Source organism: Streptosporangium subroseum, assembly GCF_900188345.1.
GTDB lineage: Bacteria > Actinomycetota > Actinomycetes > Streptosporangiales > Streptosporangiaceae > Streptosporangium > Streptosporangium subroseum.
On sequence record NZ_FZOD01000006.1, the window covers coordinates 14,519 to 31,778 of the forward strand.

Sequence of the window (17,260 nt, forward strand, 5' to 3'; positions counted from 1 at the left end):
GTCGCCGGCATCGTGATCGTTCGCCCTGTCCGAGGACGGAGTCGCCGCCGCGCACCGCCTTGACGGGCTGCCTGACCCCGCATTGTCCGTCGGCCGGTCATGGGATCGCCTCGCGGGTGAAGATGCTGTCGCCGCTCTCGGGAGAAAAGCGCGGCGATGCGGTTCACGTCGTTCACGGGACGGGTCCGCGCCGTTGGCGTTTGACGATGGCGCACCGCACGGGGCCGCCTGAAGGCCGCCGTTTACAGCCGCTGTCATCAAAGCCGGTCCGGCCGCTGTGATCCGCCCGTAATCTTTACCGAGCCGTTCTCGGCCTCCTTCCGATATCGAAGCCAAGGCCGTGACCTGTGGAGAGAAAGAAACATCGGTGATCTCTATTGACAGCGGGTTACGCCCGTCCGATTATCCGATCGATTGCTCTCGTCGAGATGATGTCGCCCTGACCCCCCAACGAACGATCAAGATCTGACAGGCGTTGTCACCCCCGTAGGAGGCACACGGCGCGCGCCCCATCACGTCCGCCCTCATCCAGATCCGACCGGCCATCGGTGCCGTCGACGGCACCGCGACGTCGAACCTCTCCCACGGCGCGGAGCCGGCCGGCTCCGGCGCGTACACGGTTGCGCCCGACGACGGGGTCACGACCGAGTTGACCGCCACCGCTCGCCCGGGCATGGCATGCTTCACGTTCCCGGTGACCGGCAAGATCGGCGTGCCGGTCACGACGAACTCGGGCCGCGCGACCTCTGAGCTGGGACCGCACCGACCGACAGCAGACCTTTCCACCCCCCTGAACGACGCACCCACCCCTACCGCGGCAGGTCCTTTCCCGCCGTGACGGCTCCCGCCGTAACGGTCCGTTGAGGTCCGCCTCCGGGACGGTGCAGACGAAAGGATCAGCTATGCGATGGAACTTCAGGCGGCTCTGTGCCGCCGGGCTCGCGCTTGTTCTCACCGCCGGGTTGACGGTTGCGCCGTTCACGCCGGCGCAGGCCGAGTCGAACGGCGGCGTACGGGTCATGCCGCTTGGTGACTCCATCACCGACGGGTTCAACGTGCCCGGTGGCTACCGCGTCAACCTGTGGCAGCGGATGGTCTCGGGAGGGCACACGGTCGACTTCGTCGGATCCGGGTTCAACGGGCCGGCCGGTCTCGGCGACCACGACCACGAGGGCCACTCGGGGTGGCGGATCGACCAGCTCGACGCGAACATCGTCGGCTGGCTGCAGAACTACACCCCGCGCACCATCCTGCTGCACATCGGCACCAACGACATGGGCCAGAACTACGACATCGCCAACGCGCCGGCCCGGTTATCCGCGCTCATCGACAAGATCCGGGCCAACGCGCCGACCGTTGAACTCTTCGTCGCGCAGGTCACGCCGGCCGCCGACCCGGCGTTCGAGTCGCGGATCCAGGGGTTCAACGCCGCCGTCCCCGGCATCGTCGCGCAGAAGGGGCCGATGACCCATCTGGTCGACATGCACTCCGCGCTGACCACCGCCGACCTCGCCGACGGTCTCCACCCGAACGCGGGTGGCTACGACAAGATGGCGGCGCGCTGGTTCTCCGCGCTGCAGTCCGTGCCCGGCAGCCTCACCCAGGTGTCCGTACCGCCGGTCGGCACCGCCGTCTCGCTGGCCAACCCGCAGGCGAACCGCTGCCTGGACGTCTCCGGGGCGAGTACCACCGCCGGCGCGCAGATACACATCTGGGACTGCCACGGCGGGACCAACCAGCGCTGGACCCGCACCGCGGCCGGTGAACTACGTGTCTACGGCGACCGCTGCCTCGACGTGAACGCCAACGGCACGGCCAACGGCACGAAGATCCAGATCTGGACGTGCAACGGCACGGCGGCGCAGAAGTTCACGTTCACCGCGAGTGGCACCGTCGTGGGGACCGGATCGGGCAAATGCCTCGACGTGGCGGCGAGCGGAACCGTGAACGGGACGCTGGTGCAGCTGTACACCTGCAACGGCACCAACGCGCAACGCTGGTCCGTGCGATGACCGCGTACGCCTGGGGGAGCGGCGCACCCCGCGCGGGCCGCCGACGCTGAGCACGAGGCCGGCCGGGAACACCGGCCTGGCCGCCGCCTGGGCGATCATGCCCGAGGTGACGCCCGCGCCGACGGTCACGGTGGTGGGGAACGTCACCTCGGGTGGGTCATCTGAAGGCGGCGACGTTGCGGACCGCCCATTCGGCGAATGTGCGGGGCGTGTGGCCGAGGACCCGTTCGACGTCGGGGCTGATCCGCTGCTCGGCGGGGGTGGGCTCGCCGATGATGTCGAGGGTGGTCTCGACCACGGGCTCGGGCATGAACTGCAGCATCTGCGCGCGGGCCTCGTCGCGGGTCTGCTCGATGAACCGGACCGGCTCGCCGAGCGCGTCGCCGATCGCCTCGGCTCGTTGCCGGGGCGTGCTGAGGGCGGGCCCGGTCAACTCGTAGGCCTGCCCGGCGTGACCGTCCTCGCGCAGGGCCGCCGCGGCGACCTCGCCGATGTCGGCCGGGTCGATCCACGGCAGCCCGGTATCGCCGAACGGTGCGGCGGCCGTGCGCCGCGTGCGGATCGTCTCGGCCCACGCGAAGGCGTTGGAGGCGAAGCCACCGGGCCGCAGGATCGTCCAGTCCATGCCCGACTGCCGGATGGCGTCCTCGATGGACCGTCCCATGCGCCCATGGGAGGGCGACTGCGGTCGGGTTACGACTCCCTGGGAGGACAGCAGGACGACCCGTCGAACGCCGCCGGCCTTCGCGACGTCGAGGATGCCCTGGGGGCTCAGAAGGTGCACGCCGGCACCGCCGTCGTGGAGGAACACCGCGTCGGCGCCGTCGAAAACGGGCCGAAGGCTCTCCGGGGAGGCCAGGTCCACCTGCCGGTGCCGGACACCCTCCGGTACGGCCGCATCCGAGACCCCTCGGGATACCGCCGTCACCTGCTCACCGGCTGCCGCGAGTGCCTGCACGAGCGGTCGCCCAACGTTGCCGGTAGCCCCGGTTACTACGATCATGAACTTCTCCCATTGATTGCGATCACTTGCGCCGGGAATTTTCTCCCGACTGAGTTAGCTGACTAACTTGAACGCAAACATAGCCAGCTTGATCGCGGCTGTCTATAGTTAGTCAGGTGACTGACTCGAAGAAAAGCGATCGGGCCCCGATCGTCGCGGAGCGGGGCAAGCGGGAGCGACTGACGACCGCCGCGGTGAAGATGCTGCATGAGCAGGGCGTCGAGAAGACGACGCTCGCCGACATCGCACGGGCGGCCGACGTCCCGGTGGGCAACGTCTACTACTACTTCAAGACCAAGGACGACCTCGTCGAGGCGGCCCTCGACGCGCACGCGCAGGGCCTCCAAACGATGATCGCTTCCTTCGAGGGGCTCTCCACCCCTCAGGACCGGCTGAAGACGCTCATCGGCGGTTGGGTGGGGCAACGCGACCTCGCCGCGCGGTTCGGCTGCCCCACGGGCACCCTCTGCTCGGAACTCGGCAAGCGCGCCGACGGCCTCGACCGTGGTCTCGACCGCACCGCGGCCAAGGTCATGCGGGGCCTGATCGACTGGAGCGAGCAACAGTTCCGTTTGATGGGCCGGAGCGACTCCCGCGACCTCGCGGTCGCCCTGATCGCCGCCTACCAGGGGATCTCGCTGCTCACCAACACCTTCCGAGACCCCGAGCTCATGGTCCGCGAGGGCGACCGGCTGGAACGCTGGATCGACTCGCTCGGCCGGCCGTCGGAAGATCCCGGCGACCCCACGTAGATCGTTGCCTCTCATCGTGCCGGACGTCCCCGTCCCGCGGTTCCGTCGTGAATGCCGGATTCGCCGCGGCGGAGCCTGATTCGAGTACGCGCCCTCCGGCGCAAGACGCCGGTGTCCCACGGGACAGCGCTGCACGGTACGCGCACGTGCACGTGCGGGACGGGGAGGAACATGACGTCCCACTGGCCGGCGGGAACCGGTCCTTGCGCCGGCGCGGCCCGAACCCTGCTCGGGTCCGCTCCGAGTGGTGGGGCGAGGATCGGCCCGACCATTCCGCGTGGCCGGTTCACATGGTGTGCCTCTACCGCGTCCGGAGTTGTTCGCGCACCCATGGCGCGACCTCGGTGCCAAAAAGGCGAATGTTCTCCATGAGGGTCGCGTGCGGCATCGGGCCCATGCCGTACTTGAGATCGAAGCGGCCGGCGCCGAGGGCCGTCATGGTCCTGACGACGCGCCGGGCGACCGTCTCCGGCGAGCCGACGTAGAGGGAGCCGTATTCGACCTCGTGCTCGAAGTACTCGCGGGTGATCTTCGGGAACCCTCGCTGCCTGCGTGCGTCGAGCATGAAGGTCTCATAGGCGGGCCAGTACTCCTCCTGCGCCTGCTCGTCGGTGGCCGCGACGTGCCCGGGTGAGTGCACCCCGATCGGCAGGGGAGCGAGGCCCGCCTGCGCCGTGGCCTCCCGGTAGAGCTCGGACAGCCGGGCGAAGCGCGCGGGATTGCCGCCGATGATCGCGAGCATCAGTGAGAATCCATGGCGCGCGGCGCGCACGACGGATGCCGGGTTTCCGCCGACGCCCACCCAGGTCGGCAACGACCCGCTCGCGGTGCGCGGGTAGACCTGCAACCCGGGCATGGCGGCCCGCGTGGTTCCCGACCAGGTGACGGGCTTCTCCGTGCGCAAGCGAGCGAACAGTTCGAGCTTCTCCTCGAACAGGCGGTCGTAGTCGGCGAGGTCGAATCCGAACAGCGGGAACGACTCGATGCTGGATCCACGGCCGAGGATCACTTCGGCGCGTCCGGAGGAGAGGGCGTCCAGGGTCGCGTACCGCTGAAAGACGCGCACCGGGTCGTCCGAGCTCAGCACCGTCACCGCGGATCCCAGGTGGATGCGTGAGGTCCGGGCGGCGATGGCGGCCAGGACCAGGTCCGGTGCGGACAGCGGCATCTCCTCGATGTGGTGCTCGCCCAGGCCGAAGAAGTCGAGGCCCGATTCCTCCGCGAGGACTCCCTCCGCGACGAGTTCGCGGATGTTCTGCGGCTGGCTGAGCAGACTGCCGTCACCGCCGACGGTCATGTCCCCGAAGCTGTCGACCCCGATCACGATCGGGTGCTCTCCATACGTGCTCGTCATCGCGATCTTCTCCGAGAGTGTGATTGACGTATCAATATTGACGTGTCAATCATATGAGATATGATTGACACGTCAATGAGATGGAGTGTGGATCATGAGAGATGGTGCCCGGGCCACCGGCGCGGTGGCGCGGCGGCGAATGGCGGTGGGGGAGCTCGCGATCTGGAGAGCGCTGATCGACACGACCGCCGAGCTTCGGAGAATCCTGGGGACGCAGCTGCTGCAGGAAACGGGCCTCTCGCCGGCCGACTATCAGGTGATGCTGGCGTTGAGCGAGGCGAACGGCAGGCGGCTGAGATCATCGGAGCTGGCGGCGGCCATCGACTGGGAGCGGAGCCGGCTGTCCCATCACCTCGGGCGAATGGAGGGGCGCGGTCTGATCCGTCGCGACGACTGCCCCACGGACAACCGCGGTGCCGAGGTCTCGCTCACGGGCGAGGGCGCGGAGATGTTCCGGAGGGCGACCGCACCCCATATGAGGGCCATCAAGAAGCACTTCGCCGACGCCCTGACGCCCGAGCAGTTCGAGGCGCTCGACGACATCCTGCGGACGCTGCAGAGCCATCTCCACCCAGAACCGGCCGTCGCTCCCGCCGCTTCCACCAAGGGGGAATCCTCATGACCGGCGGAGCGCCGCGGTTGCCGCGGATCGCCGTACTCGGTGCGGGGCACGTCGGCCCGGCGATCGCGCGGGTCGCGATCGCCGCCGGCCACCACGTGACGATCGCGGCCTCAGGTGACCCCGAGAAAATCGCACTCATCACCCGCGTGCTGGTGCCGGGAGCCGAGTCGCAATGGGCGGCCGATGCTGTCAGGGACGCCGACATCGTGGTGCTGGCGATCCCGCTTCACAAATTCGCGGCCTTCGACCCGGCCCTGCTCGCCGGCAAGATCGTCATTGACACGATGAACTACTGGCCGCCCACCGACGGCGTCCAGGAGATGTTCGAAGATCGCCGGTACGGCAGCAGCGAGATCGTTCAGCGTCGGCTCGCCCGGTCGACGATCGTCAAGACCTTCAACCACATCGGCTACCACGAGCTTGAGGACGAACGCCGGCCCGAGGGCTCGCCGGAACGACGCGCGCTCGGCGTCGCCGGCGACGACCCCGGCGCCGTGGACCTCGTGGCGGACGTCATCGAGCGCATCGGCTACGACACCGTCCGGCTGGACAGCCTGAGCGCCGGCCGCCTCTTCGAACCCGGCGGCCCCGTCTTCGGCGCATCGCTGCCCCGGACCGAGTTCGAGCTGGCCCTGAGCGTCGAGCCGAGTTCAAGCCGGTCCTGAGCCCCGGACCGAGTTCGAGCCGGCCTTGAGCGCCGAGCCGAGCCGGTCCCGACCCTCGGACCGAATTCGGCCCGGTCCTGAGCGCCGAGCCGAGCCGGTTCCGAGCCCCGAAGCCGCATGGAGCATCCCGCTCATCCTCAACCCGATCCACAATCAGACAGAGAGACCCGACGTGACCACAACCCCGTCGTCCGCCGTACGAGCTTCCGTGGGCGAACCCACGACGTTCCCCCTCGTCCTCGGCCTCGACACCTTCGGCGACGTCACCTACGACGATGACAACCGCCCGCTCTCACATGCCCAGACGATCCGGAACATCGTCGAACAAGGTGTCCTGGCCGACCAGGTCGGCGTGGATTTCTTCGGGATCGGTGAACATCACACCGATGATTTCCCGCTGTCCGCCAGCGATGTGGTACTCGGCGCGATCGCCGGCCGTACGACCCGCGTCCGCCTCGGGTCGGCGGTCACGGTATTGAGCTCGGACGATCCCGTGCGGGTGTTCCAGCGTTACTCCACGCTCAACGCCATCTCCGGCGGCCGGGCGGAAGTCATCCTGGGACGCGGTTCCAGCATCGACTCGTTCCCGCTCTTCGGTTACGACCTCGCCGACTACGAGGAGCTCTTCGAAGAGAAATCCCACCTCTTCGCCGAACTGCTCAAGGGCGGACCGGTCACCTGGCAGGGCAAAACCCGCGCATCGCTCAGCGAGCAGGATGTCGTGCCGCACACCGAGTCCGGACCTTTCCCGGCATGGATCGGCGTCGGCGGCAGTCCCCAGTCGGTCATCCGCGCCGCTCGCCATGGATTCTCACTGATGCTCGCGATCATCGGCGGCTCCCCGTCGCGCTTCGCTCCTTTCTCCAAGCTCTTCCACCAGGCCCTGGAGACGCTCGGACACGCCGCCCTGCCGATCGGAGTGCACTCGCCCGGTCACGTCGCCGCCACCGACGAGCAGGCCCGCGAAGAGTTCTGGCCCCGTTACCTGGAGGTCATCCGCCACGTCAGCAAGACCCGCGGATTCGCCGTCCCGACCAAGGCGTCCTTCCTTCACGAGATCGGGCCGCACGGGGCGCTCTACGTCGGGTCGCCGGAGACCGTCGCAAAGAAGATCGCGGCAAATCTCCCCGCTCTCGGCGCGAACCGCTTCGAACTGAAATACGGCATGGGAGGACTCTCGCACGGAGCGCTCATGACCAACATCGAGCTTTACGGGACACAGGTCGTCCCACGCGTCCGCGAACTCCTGCATGAGCGCGGGCACTGAGCGGCCCGCGCATCCGTGCCGAGGCCGCGCCGCCGCCGCTGGACCGCGCGGCTCCGTCGGCTCGCGGAACCGGGTGCCCGGATTTCCTGTTCCGGCCTTTGTCGAGCTCTCGGTGGACGACGACCTCTCCGCGAACGCCTGGTCAGGACCCGCCCGTGTGATCCCGAAGGGCCCGTGAGATCAGATCATGGATCAGGAACTCTCCAGGTAGCCGGTTCTCCTTGAGGCGAGCGAGGTCCTGGGGGCCGAACCAGCCGTAGGAGGGGTGCTTGGACCATTCCAGAGCGGGATGGTCCAAATCGCCGTCGACCTTGACGAGATAGTCGGCCTCGTGACGGAGCCCGGCGCCGTCGTCTCCGGTCCAGGTGGCGATGCCGAGAAACCGCTCCACGTGGCGAAGGTGCCAGCCGGTCTCTTCGAGGACCTCACGCGCGAGTGCGTCCAGGAGGGTTTCCCCAGCCTCCACATGGCCGCCCACGATGTCCCAGGTGCCGGGGAAGAGAGAACGATCCGGACTTCGCTTCTGCGCGAAGGCCTCACCGTTGTGGTTGAGGATGATCGCGCCGACGGTCCATGCCTGGCCGGGTGCGGGTACGGGCACCTCGACGTCGTGGCCCACGGTGAACGAGCGGTTGTGCGCTGCCATGGGCGACAGCGTAGACCGGGCGTTTCCGTCGAGGTTCGCCGACGGTTGTGATGTGGGGCCGGGGCTCTCGTGTGCCTGAGCCGGGAGCGATCCGGCTCAGGGCGTGGTCCGTCAGCGGTGGACGATCACGTGGTCGCCGCGTCCCGGATAGGTCATGATGAGCAGCCGCTGCCCCGCCTGCTTCGTGCCCTTCCAGGAGAGCCAGGCGTAGTGGACGCGGACGCGGTAGTGGCCTTTGCCGAGGGCGCCGAGATCTGGGAGCTGGATGCCGGACAGGCCGTCGGCGAGGACGATGTGACCCTCCGGGCTCTGGTAGCCGACCTCGACGACGTTCTGCCAGCCCCTGGTCTCCACCGGCGGGCGGCGGTCGTACGCCTCGGTGGTGACGCAGGCGCGGTACTCGGTGTTGAGGAAGACCCTGAGGTGGCCGGGTGCGGAAGCCACCAGGTCGCTGCCCTCCGCCTGGTGAGGCGGCCCGTCCTCCGGTTCCCCTCCCCGTTCGTACGTTTCCAGGGGCAGTTCCGGCCAGATGGGTTTCTCCTGCCGAATCGCCGACACCGGTGTGATCAGGGGGCGGTGGCGGGGGGCCTGGTCGCATTTGGCCTGCTCTTCGGCCTCGTGGGCGAGCATCTCGCGCTCTTCCTCCTCAATCGCCACCCTGAGGGTCTCGGCGGCCTTCGGACAGATGTCGGCCAGAAGTGCTGTCTCGTCTCCCGGGCTGACTCCGTAAGCCTTGTAAAATCGGACCATCTCCTGCGGATCCTCGCGGGTGTAAACACCGCAGAGACGGTGTCCGTACGCCACCAGCATCCGGTCGGGCATGCCGCCGACGGGCGGTAGGACGCCGGCGGTGCGCACCGTGCAGATGAACGCCTGCTCGCCGGTCATGGGGGGCGGCGGGGTGTGTCCCGTCTCGTAGTCGCCCTTCGCCTCGCAGTCGCTCGCCGTGGTGATCGGACCCGGCGCGTGGTCTGACACCGGGACCAGGACGAGCACCGCGGACGCGGCCATGCTCGCCGGCAACACCCGGTACGGCCTGCGACGGGCGGGGCGGTCACCGTACAGAAACAGCAGGAGCAGGGCTGAAGCCGTGAAGGCGAGGCTGTACCACAGCGGTGAGATACCGAGCGAGGAGGTGAGCATCCGGTCAGGAAATATCCGGACGCTGCTGTGGGTGGGCCTCGAGTCGCCGACTGCCGTCGTGGCCGCGGTCGCCAGCCCTGCCACCGCCGCGAGGAGAAGAGCCCAGATCGTCCCGATCACGAGGCGGCGCGTCCGCCGCAGCACCGCGGCCAGCACCAGTGCGGCGGCCCCGCCCATTCCGACCAGAAGATCGAACGGAAGCCAGAGCTGCATCGGATACCAACCGGAGAACCAGGACGCGATCGCCCCTCGCGGCCCGATCCAGAGGAACACACCGTCCGCCAGGTTGGCCGCGGCGGGCAGCAGCGGCAGCGCGACCGCCGCGGCCTGCAGGGGCCACCGGCGCAACGGGCTCGCAGGCGTGACCGGACGCGGATCCCGGGGCCGGTTCCCGAGATCACGGGCGGACCGGCCGAGCCATACCAGCGTGAACACGTCGAGCACCAGATGGCCGCCCGCGTACCAGACGTACGATCGGCTGAACGAGTTGCTCATGAGGTCCGGCACGAGGAAGGGCCCGGCGGCGACCGCCGCTCCCGCCCACAGCGTGACCCGCCCCCACCGGCCGTCCTTCGCCTGGGCCACCAGGGTCAGCACCATCCAGAGCAACCAGGGCACGCTTCCCAGGGAGGACTGCCACAGGGCCTCACCGTCGAGCCCGAGCAGCTCCGACAGCACGGCGGCGAGCAGCAGCACCGGATGGTACAGCCCGCACACCAGCGCGACCAGCCGCAACGTCCGGGAGACCCCGCGCATCACCCGGTAGAGCAACACCACGACGGCGACCTGCGTGACCTCCTCGGGAATGTCCGTCCAGGACAGGTCGGCGAGTTCGATCGCCAGCGAGACATACAGCGCGATCCGCAACCGGCGGGCGTCCCTGTCCGGTTTCTCGCCGCTCTGCCGCCCGGGCAGGATCTGCCACAGTCCCCAGCCCTGCAACACCCCCACCGCGATCAGCACCAGGACGAGGTCCCCGTCGATGTCCACCGGACGGTCGGCGAGTCTCCGGTGGACGACCAACGTGGCGAGCCAGGCGTCGCCGGTCACCGCGGCGGCGACGCCGGACGCGACGACCAGGGCCACGAAGGCGGCGGCGATCCAGCCGAGGGGATAACGGCGCACGGGTGGTTCCCGGGGGGTGAGGGAGCGAAGCGCCCAACTCTAACGGGCTGCCATCCGGAGTCGATCATCACTCGTGGGTGGTGGCTCCACATCCATGTGCCGAATCGGTGGACGGTGCGGGTGAGACGGTGGCCAGGTCGTCTCTCCAGCCCGGTGGGGCCGAACCCGCCGGCTCTTATTAATCTACATTGTAAAGGCATCGGCTCGAATTCGGAATCATTTTCAGGATGGACCAGAGATCCGACGCCCGCAGGCAGGGGATGCGGCGGAATCGTCCATCGGCGACTCATCAAGACCGGCCGGATGGCAGATCTAAGATCCTTGATCCGCTGCCCCTGCCGCCTGGGGCTCGGGTGCGTTCCGGCCTCTAGCGTCGGTGCGAGAGGCCGCCGATACGCTGCGTAGGTGACTCTGATCGGACGCCGCAGCGAGCTCGCCGCGGTGGAACAGCTGCTCGACCGGGCGGCGACCGGGGGCGGGATCGGCGGACACCTCATCGTCACCGGGCCGCCCGGCGCCGGTAAGACGGCGCTGACCGGCGCCGCCGCGGATCTGGCCCGCGCCCGGGGGATACCGGTGCTCCGTGCGGCTGGGACGGACCTCGACTCCGGTCTGCTGATCTGGGAACAGCTGCTGGGCGATCTCGAAGTGGGCGACCTGCCGCCCGGTGCCGGGCCCTGGGACCTCGATCGCGTCGCCCGGGCGATCGCCCGCGGCGGACCGCGCCTGCTCGTGGTCGACGACGTCGACCGGGCCGGTACGCGGGCCGTGGCGTTCCTGGCCCTGCTCGCCTCCCGCCTCGGATCCGGCGCGACCGTGCTGATCGCGACCGCGGAGAACCCTCTCGGGTTGACGCCGGAGCTGCGGCTGCGTGGCCTGACGGAACCGGAGCTCGCCGGCCTGACGGCAGACCTGCCCGCCGAGGCGGTCCACGCGGTGTGGCTGGCCTCGGGTGGTCTGCCCGGAGCCGCCATCGGCCTCGCCGGTGAGCTGGCCGGTCTCGACGCCGCGGCCGACGCCGTGATCCACCTGGCGCTGACGGCGCCGTCGCGGGCGGAGTTCCTCGAACTCGATGTCGGTCTGATCCGTCTGCTGGAGGCCGCGATCGAACGCCCGTTGCCGCCCACCACCCGGGCCCGGGCGCTGGCCCGGCTCGCCCGGGAGATGCTGGGCGACTCGTCGGCCGGGGCACGCAGGCGCGAGCTGATCGACGAGGCGGTGACGCTGGCCCGGATGACCGGAAGCCCCGGCACGATCGCCGAGGTCCTCGACTGCCGGCTGCACGCGCTGTGGGATCCGGCCGCCGCCCATGAACGGCTGACCACCGCATCGGAGATCGTGGAGCAGGCTCGACGGGCCGGCGATGCCGTGGTCGAGCGGCGCGGACTGTTCTGGCGTTTCATCGCATGGGCGGAACTGGGCGAACTGGGACCTGCCGAGGCGGCACTCACGGCTTATGCCCGGGCCGGTGAACTGGCAGGCGACGCCGAAGCGGCGGTGGTGGTGCTGGCCCGCCAGTCGATGCTGGCGACGCTTCGGGGCCGGTTCGACGTGGCGGTGACGCTCGCGGGCGAGGTGGCGGTGCGTGGCCGGCGGGCGGGACTGATCGACACGGATCGCCTGGTCGGGTCGCTGTACGGCGGGGTCGCCGCGATGCGGGGCGAGTTCGAGTCGCTTGTGGATCCCTGGCAGGCCCTCGCCCGGCGGCTGCCCGGTCACTTCTTCGAGGCGGCCGCCGCCCGGACACTGGCCGAGACCGGTCGCGACGTTGAGGCGGGTCTCGAACTGGAAAGGCTGCTGCCGGCCGTACTCGCCGGATCCGGGCCGCGCTGGGTGGGAGTCCTGGCCGACCTGGCGATCGTGGCGTCACGGGTCGGGGAACCGGAGACCGCGCGGGCCCTGTACGACGCGCTGCTTCCCTACCGGGGGCGTCTGGTCGTCTGGGGCGGTGCCAACACGATCACGGGGCCGGTCGACGACTACCTGGGGCGGCTGGCCATCCGGCTGGGCCGGTTGGACCAGGCGGTGTCCCATCTGGACGACGCGGCCGCGCTGGAGCAACGCGTCGGAGCGCTGCCCTGGCTCGCGCACACACTGGTCGCCCGGTCCCGCGCGCTGTCCGCACGTGACGACGAGGGAGACCGGATCCGGGCCGGCGACGATCTCGGCCGGGCCCGCTCGATCGCGGAGCGTCTCGGCATGGGGGGAGTCCTCGCCACGCTCGCCCCACCGGCCGACGAGTGGCGGCTGAGCCGCGACGGCGACGACTGGCGGCTCGACGCCGGCGCCGAAACGGTCCGGTTGCGCGACGGGCGCGGGATGCGGTACCTACGGGCCCTGCTGGCCGCGCCCGGGCAGGAGATCGCCGCGCTGGATCTCGTCGCGGGAGGCGCCGGCCTGCGGGTGCCCGACGGTGATCCGGTTCTCGACGACGCCGCCCGTACGGCCTACCGGCGGCGGCTGGAGACGCTCGACGAGCAGCTCGACGCGGCGGACCGGGCCGGCGACGCCGAGCGGGCGGCGGTCGTCCAGGCGGAACGGACCGCCCTGCTGGCCGAGCTGCGGCGGGCCAGCGGGCTGGGCGGCCGGCCGCGGGCTCAGGCCGGTGAAGCCGAACGGGCCCGTGTCAATGCGACCCGGACGTTGTGGGCGACGGTCAAACGCGTGGAGTCGGCCGCGCCGCTGGCGGGGGCCCATCTGCGGGCATCGCTGCGTACCGGCAGGCTCTTCCGGTATCAGCCGGCTCCGGGTGGTCCGGCGCGCTGGAGCGTGTGACCCGTACCACGTACAAGTTGTGCACGTCGGATTTACGCCTCCCGGGCAGAGCCTCAGGAATGGGAGACGGACATGTCCGGTACGCATCGGCAGTACTTTGGTGATCTTGCCGCTGACAGCCATGGCACGGCTGACGATCGGCCGCCGCTGGTCCTGCTGCACGGTCTCAGTTATGACCGGCGTCAGTGGGGGCCGGTTTTGGAGGAGCTGGCGGTCGTCGATCCGGGCCGGCGGGTGCTGGCCTTCGACCTGCCCGGGCACGGGGATTCGCCGCGGCGCGACTCCTACGATCTCGGTGAGGTCGCCGCGGTCGTGCATCGGGCGGTGAACGACGCCGGACTCGACGCGCCGGTCATGGTGGGGCACTCGCTCGGTGGGGCGCTGGTGACGGTCTACGCGGCGATGTATCCGGTGCGGGGCGTCGTGAACGTGGACCAGCCGTTGCTGGTGGGCGGCTTCGGGGACGTGCTGCGCCGGGCCGAACCGGTGCTGCGGAGCCCGGCCTACGGGCAGGTCTGGACCTCCCTGCTCGCCGGCATGCACATCGAACTGCTGCCGCCGGCCGCGCGGGAGCTGGTCAGGACGGCCACGACCCCCCGCCAGGATCTTCTCCTCGGATACTGGAACGAGATCCTGGTCACGCCCGCGGAAGACCTCGGCGAACGCCGGACGCGGGAGATGGACGTCATCCGTTCGAGCGGCGTCGCCTACCGCCACGTGAGCGGGGATGAGCTGCCCCCGGCCTACCGGCGGTGGCTGGAGTCGGTCCTGCCCGACGTCGCCGTCACCGTTCTCCCCGGCGGCGGCCACTTCCCGCACCTGAGCCATCCGGCCGAATTCGCCAAAATCCTGGCCGGGTGACCAAAAACCCCGTCCGTGGCGTCACCCCCGTCAGCGGAGGGCGCCCGTACCTGTCGTTTATCCAGGAGAGAACAGTGCTTGAAGACTTCCCCGCGCCCTCCTCGACGGCCGTCAGGCCCCGGGAGCTTCCCTCGCTGCTGGCTCCCTCGATCCGGGCCGCCGCCGAGGAGATGGATCAGTTGGGCGACATTCCCGAAAAGTTGCTCGCCGAACTCCGTGAGGCCGGTGCCTTCCGGCTGCTCACGCCGTATGAGCTCGGCGGTTTCGAAACTCCGTTGACGACCGCGCTGGAGGTGTACGAAGGGTTCGGCCGCATCGACGCCTCGGTGGCCTGGGTGGTGTGGAACGCCAACTGGGGTTTTGTGGGAGCCCTGCTCGACGAGGCCGGAACCGGTCGCCTCTGGGGAGGGGCAGCCGAGCCGATCTTCACCAACGGGGGCATGCCCGGGGTCGCGGTGCCCGTCGAGGGCGGTTATAGGGTTTCCGGTAACTGGAAGATCGTCAGCGGGATCCACGGGGCGGACTGGCTGGTCGTGGTCGCCGTCGTCATGCGGGACGGCGCGCCACGCATGACGGACGCCGGTGTCACGCCGCCGTGGGGGCGCTGGACGCGGCCGGGGAGAGGGCGGAACCCGTCACGATCGAGCAGCGAGCCGACCTGCGTGCCGCCATGAGCCATGCCGCACAGGTGAGCCGTGAGGCGCTGGTGGCGATGTACGGGCTGGGCGGCTCCTCCTCGCTCTACATCGGCAACCCCCTGGAACGGCTGTTCCGGGATGGCATGGTGGCGCTCCAGCACGCCGGCCACTCTGCCGAGTTCTTCGAAGCGGTGGGCCGTGTCAGGTTCGGCATCGACCCGGGCATGCGCCTCTTCTGACGCCGTGCTCGTACGGAGGCGCGCTGCCCGGGTCCATGAGCGGCCACGGCTCCATTCGCATCCCCTCTGCCGGCCGTCCACTGCTCTACTACCGGGGCGCTGCACGATCGATGGTGATGTTTCGACGGTTCCCGACCGGCCCGTCGCGCTGAAAAGGGTGCGGATGAGACGGTCGTCGTCGGTGGCGCCGGCCGCGATCAGAGCCGGGCGGTCAGAGCGGATGCTCACCCTCACCCTCAAGCACCTGCGGCGCAGCGGGCTCTTCACCCGCACCGCCTATCCCGAGGTCCCGCCCCGCGTCGAATACGCCCTGACCGGCCTCGGTGCCTCGCTGCTGTCCACCGTCCTCGCCATGGCGTCCTGGTCCTCCGAGCACCACGCCGAGATCCGCCGCCACCAGACCGCGTTCGACGACGCCGGCGCATCGCGGAACGCGTCCTGAAGGCGCGCGGCCGGCCACGGTCCCGCGCCTGTTCCGCCCGGCCGGGGCGCCGCACCACCACGCTCGGCCGCCCCGCGGGCCGTCCTCGTGGCCGGTGCGCCGTCACCTGGTGATCGAGGTTCTCAGCCGCGTGGGATCTCGTGGTTGGCCTGGAAGAGCCCGGCGGGGTCGACGGCCTTGCGGATGCGGAGCAGCGCCTCCCAGATCGAGGGGTCGTAGCCGGTCGACGGGTCCACGGCCTCCTCCTGGAAGTTCAGATACTGCCGCCCGCGCGAGTAGGGCGCCATCGCGTCGACCACCCGCTCGCAGTCGGCGACGGTCTGCCGGGCGAGCTCGCCCACCATCATGCCGCCGGTGATCAGCTGGAACCGGCCGTCCAGTCTCGTCACCGCGCCCGCGCCGGGCCGCGAGCGCCCGAGCGCCCCACCGAGCTGGCGCAGTTCCGCCTTCATGAAGAGCGAGCTGCCGGAGTCGACGCCGGAGACCTCGACCAGCCGGTCCACGGCGGCCGGCGGCAGCTCGTCGAGCAGCGACGACCGCCCGCCGCCCGGTGTGGGCTGCTCCGGGTCCATGTGCAGCCGCATCAGTGACGCGGCCGGAACCCGGCCGAACGTGTCCATCTCGGGTCCGAGCTCTCGCAGCGGCGCCAGGAGCCGCTCCGCCTCGGCGTCGTCCGCCAGCACGGCGCCGTCGATGATGACCAGCTGACGGCCGCGGAACGGCTCGGGAATCTCGGGGATCGGCGGGTATCCCAGGTGCCGGTACGACGTGGTGACCGCATCGGGCGCGTCGGTGGCCCACCGCGCCCATCGGCTCAGCACCCGGTGGGCGTCCCGCAGGTCCCAGACCAGCATGCCGGCGTACGCGGTCTCGATCGGGTAGAGCGTGAACTCGATCGCCGTCACCACTCCGAAGTTGGCGCCGCCGCCCCCGCGTACCGCCCAGAACAGCTCCGGCTCGTGCTCGGCGTCGACCCGGAGCGGCGAGCCGTCCGCGGTGACCAGTTCGACGGCGGTCACGCTGTTGACGGCCAGTCCCAGCGACCGGGCGTACCAGCTGATGCCCCCACCGAGGGAGTAGCCGACCACGCCGGTATCCGGCGACGATCCGTGCAGGGCGGCCAGGCCGTGCGCCGCGGCCGCCTCCACCACGGGCGACCACAGGGCCCCTGCCTCGACCCGGGCCCGGCGGGCCTCAGCGTCGATCTTGATCCCGGCCATACCGGACAGGCGCATCAGCACGCTGTCGGCCAGGTCGCCGAGCGGATGGGCGTTGTGCCCGCTACCCAGTGGCGCGACGCGCAGCCCGGCGGCCGCGGCGGCCCGGACCACGGCCGAGACCTCCTCCGCGCTGTCCGGGAAGGCCACCGCGGCGGGGCGCAGGTCGACGGCGAGCGCCCAGGTCGTCCGGGCGCGATCGTATTCCTCGTCGCCCGGCAGGTGGACGCCCCCGCCTGCCAGCCCTCGCAACGACGACAGGTCGCGTCCGGATCTCTCCGACCGTTTGTTTTCGATAGTCACGTGCTGTTCCCCCCGGGGCATGGGCAAATCACCCGCAAGCTGCAGGGATATGCATAAAACAGACAAATCCACATGTTTGTCGCGCATCAACTGTTGCCGACCGTGCATGTTGGTACCAGGGGAGAACCTTGCCCCGGCTATGTCCCGGCGACGTCTCCGGCGCGTCGATGAGCCGTCACGGCCGTCGACGTCGGCG

15 protein-coding genes are annotated in these 17,260 nt (G+C 69.9%); 10 read left to right on the plus strand and 5 right to left on the minus strand.

Annotation, left to right across the window (positions count from 1 at the left end):
* Positions 1-902: 902 nt before the first annotated feature.
* Positions 903-2,012: a ricin-type beta-trefoil lectin domain protein gene (locus CHC08_RS08065; RefSeq protein ID WP_089206566.1), complete on the plus strand. Its 1,110-nt coding sequence runs from the start codon at positions 903-905 to the stop codon at positions 2,010-2,012.
* Between the two features lie 157 nt (positions 2,013-2,169).
* On the opposite strand, the gene CHC08_RS08070 is transcribed toward CHC08_RS08065, so the two are convergent.
* Positions 2,170-3,015: an NAD(P)H-binding protein gene (locus CHC08_RS08070; RefSeq protein WP_089206567.1), complete on the minus strand. Its 846-nt coding sequence runs from the start codon at positions 3,013-3,015 to the stop codon at positions 2,170-2,172.
* A 116-nt stretch (positions 3,016-3,131) separates the two neighbouring features.
* Between CHC08_RS08070 and CHC08_RS08075 the strand changes: the two genes are divergently transcribed.
* Positions 3,132-3,767: a TetR/AcrR family transcriptional regulator gene (locus CHC08_RS08075; protein ID WP_089206568.1), complete on the plus strand. Its 636-nt coding sequence runs from the start codon at positions 3,132-3,134 to the stop codon at positions 3,765-3,767.
* A gap of 301 nt (positions 3,768-4,068) precedes the next feature.
* On the opposite strand, the gene CHC08_RS08080 is transcribed toward CHC08_RS08075, so the two are convergent.
* Positions 4,069-5,121: an LLM class flavin-dependent oxidoreductase gene (locus CHC08_RS08080; RefSeq protein ID WP_089206569.1), complete on the minus strand. Its 1,053-nt coding sequence runs from the start codon at positions 5,119-5,121 to the stop codon at positions 4,069-4,071.
* A gap of 94 nt (positions 5,122-5,215) precedes the next feature.
* On the opposite strand from CHC08_RS08080, the gene CHC08_RS08085 reads away from it, so the two are divergent.
* From CHC08_RS08085 to CHC08_RS08095, 3 genes are all read left to right on the plus strand, one after another.
* Positions 5,216-5,743: a MarR family winged helix-turn-helix transcriptional regulator gene (locus CHC08_RS08085; protein WP_089206767.1), complete on the plus strand. Its 528-nt coding sequence runs from the start codon at positions 5,216-5,218 to the stop codon at positions 5,741-5,743.
* Positions 5,740-6,408 carry an NADPH-dependent F420 reductase gene (locus CHC08_RS08090; RefSeq protein WP_089206570.1) on the plus strand — a complete coding sequence of 223 codons (669 nt, stop codon included), beginning with the start codon at positions 5,740-5,742 and terminating at the stop codon, positions 6,406-6,408. The genes CHC08_RS08085 and CHC08_RS08090 overlap by 4 nt, the downstream gene beginning before the upstream one ends.
* Positions 6,409-6,616: 208 nt before the next feature.
* Positions 6,617-7,675 carry an LLM class flavin-dependent oxidoreductase gene (locus tag CHC08_RS08095; RefSeq protein ID WP_218825161.1) on the plus strand — a complete coding sequence of 353 codons (1,059 nt, stop codon included), beginning with the start codon at positions 6,617-6,619 and terminating at the stop codon, positions 7,673-7,675.
* Positions 7,676-7,817: 142 nt separating this feature from the next.
* Here CHC08_RS08095 and CHC08_RS08100 read toward each other — a convergent pair whose 3' ends face one another.
* The gene (locus tag CHC08_RS08100) at positions 7,818-8,321 is read right to left on the minus strand and encodes an NUDIX hydrolase (protein WP_089206572.1); all 504 of its coding nucleotides are present in this window, start codon (positions 8,319-8,321) and stop codon (positions 7,818-7,820) included.
* Between the two features lie 111 nt (positions 8,322-8,432).
* Positions 8,433-10,589, minus strand: a complete 2,157-nt coding sequence (locus tag CHC08_RS08105) for a hypothetical protein (RefSeq protein WP_089206573.1) — start codon at positions 10,587-10,589, stop codon at positions 8,433-8,435.
* Positions 10,590-10,994: 405 nt separating this feature from the next.
* Here CHC08_RS08105 and CHC08_RS08110 point away from each other — a divergent pair, with 405 nt between their 5' ends.
* The 5 genes from CHC08_RS08110 (at position 10,995) to CHC08_RS08125 (ending at position 15,544) form a co-directional block, all read left to right on the plus strand.
* Positions 10,995-13,364 (plus strand): ATP-binding protein, encoded by a 2,370-nt coding sequence (locus CHC08_RS08110; RefSeq protein WP_089206574.1) that lies wholly within the window; start codon positions 10,995-10,997, stop codon positions 13,362-13,364.
* Between the two features lie 72 nt (positions 13,365-13,436).
* Positions 13,437-14,225: an alpha/beta fold hydrolase gene (locus tag CHC08_RS08115; protein ID WP_089206575.1), complete on the plus strand. Its 789-nt coding sequence runs from the start codon at positions 13,437-13,439 to the stop codon at positions 14,223-14,225.
* A 74-nt stretch (positions 14,226-14,299) separates the two neighbouring features.
* Complete coding sequence (locus CHC08_RS50580) at positions 14,300-14,899, plus strand: acyl-CoA dehydrogenase family protein (RefSeq protein ID WP_218825162.1); 600 nt, start codon at positions 14,300-14,302, stop codon at positions 14,897-14,899.
* Entirely contained in the window at positions 14,821-15,102 is a 282-nt protein-coding gene (locus tag CHC08_RS50585) for an acyl-CoA dehydrogenase family protein (RefSeq protein ID WP_218825163.1), read from the plus strand. The genes CHC08_RS50580 and CHC08_RS50585 overlap by 79 nt, the downstream gene beginning before the upstream one ends.
* 163 nt (positions 15,103-15,265) lie before the next feature.
* Positions 15,266-15,544, plus strand: a complete 279-nt coding sequence (locus CHC08_RS08125) for a winged helix-turn-helix transcriptional regulator (protein WP_089206576.1) — start codon at positions 15,266-15,268, stop codon at positions 15,542-15,544.
* A gap of 122 nt (positions 15,545-15,666) precedes the next feature.
* Here the strand turns inward: CHC08_RS08125 and CHC08_RS08130 are convergent, their stop codons facing one another.
* Complete coding sequence (locus CHC08_RS08130) at positions 15,667-17,064, minus strand: FAD-binding oxidoreductase (RefSeq protein WP_218825165.1); 1,398 nt, start codon at positions 17,062-17,064, stop codon at positions 15,667-15,669.
* Positions 17,065-17,260: the final 196 nt, after the last annotated feature.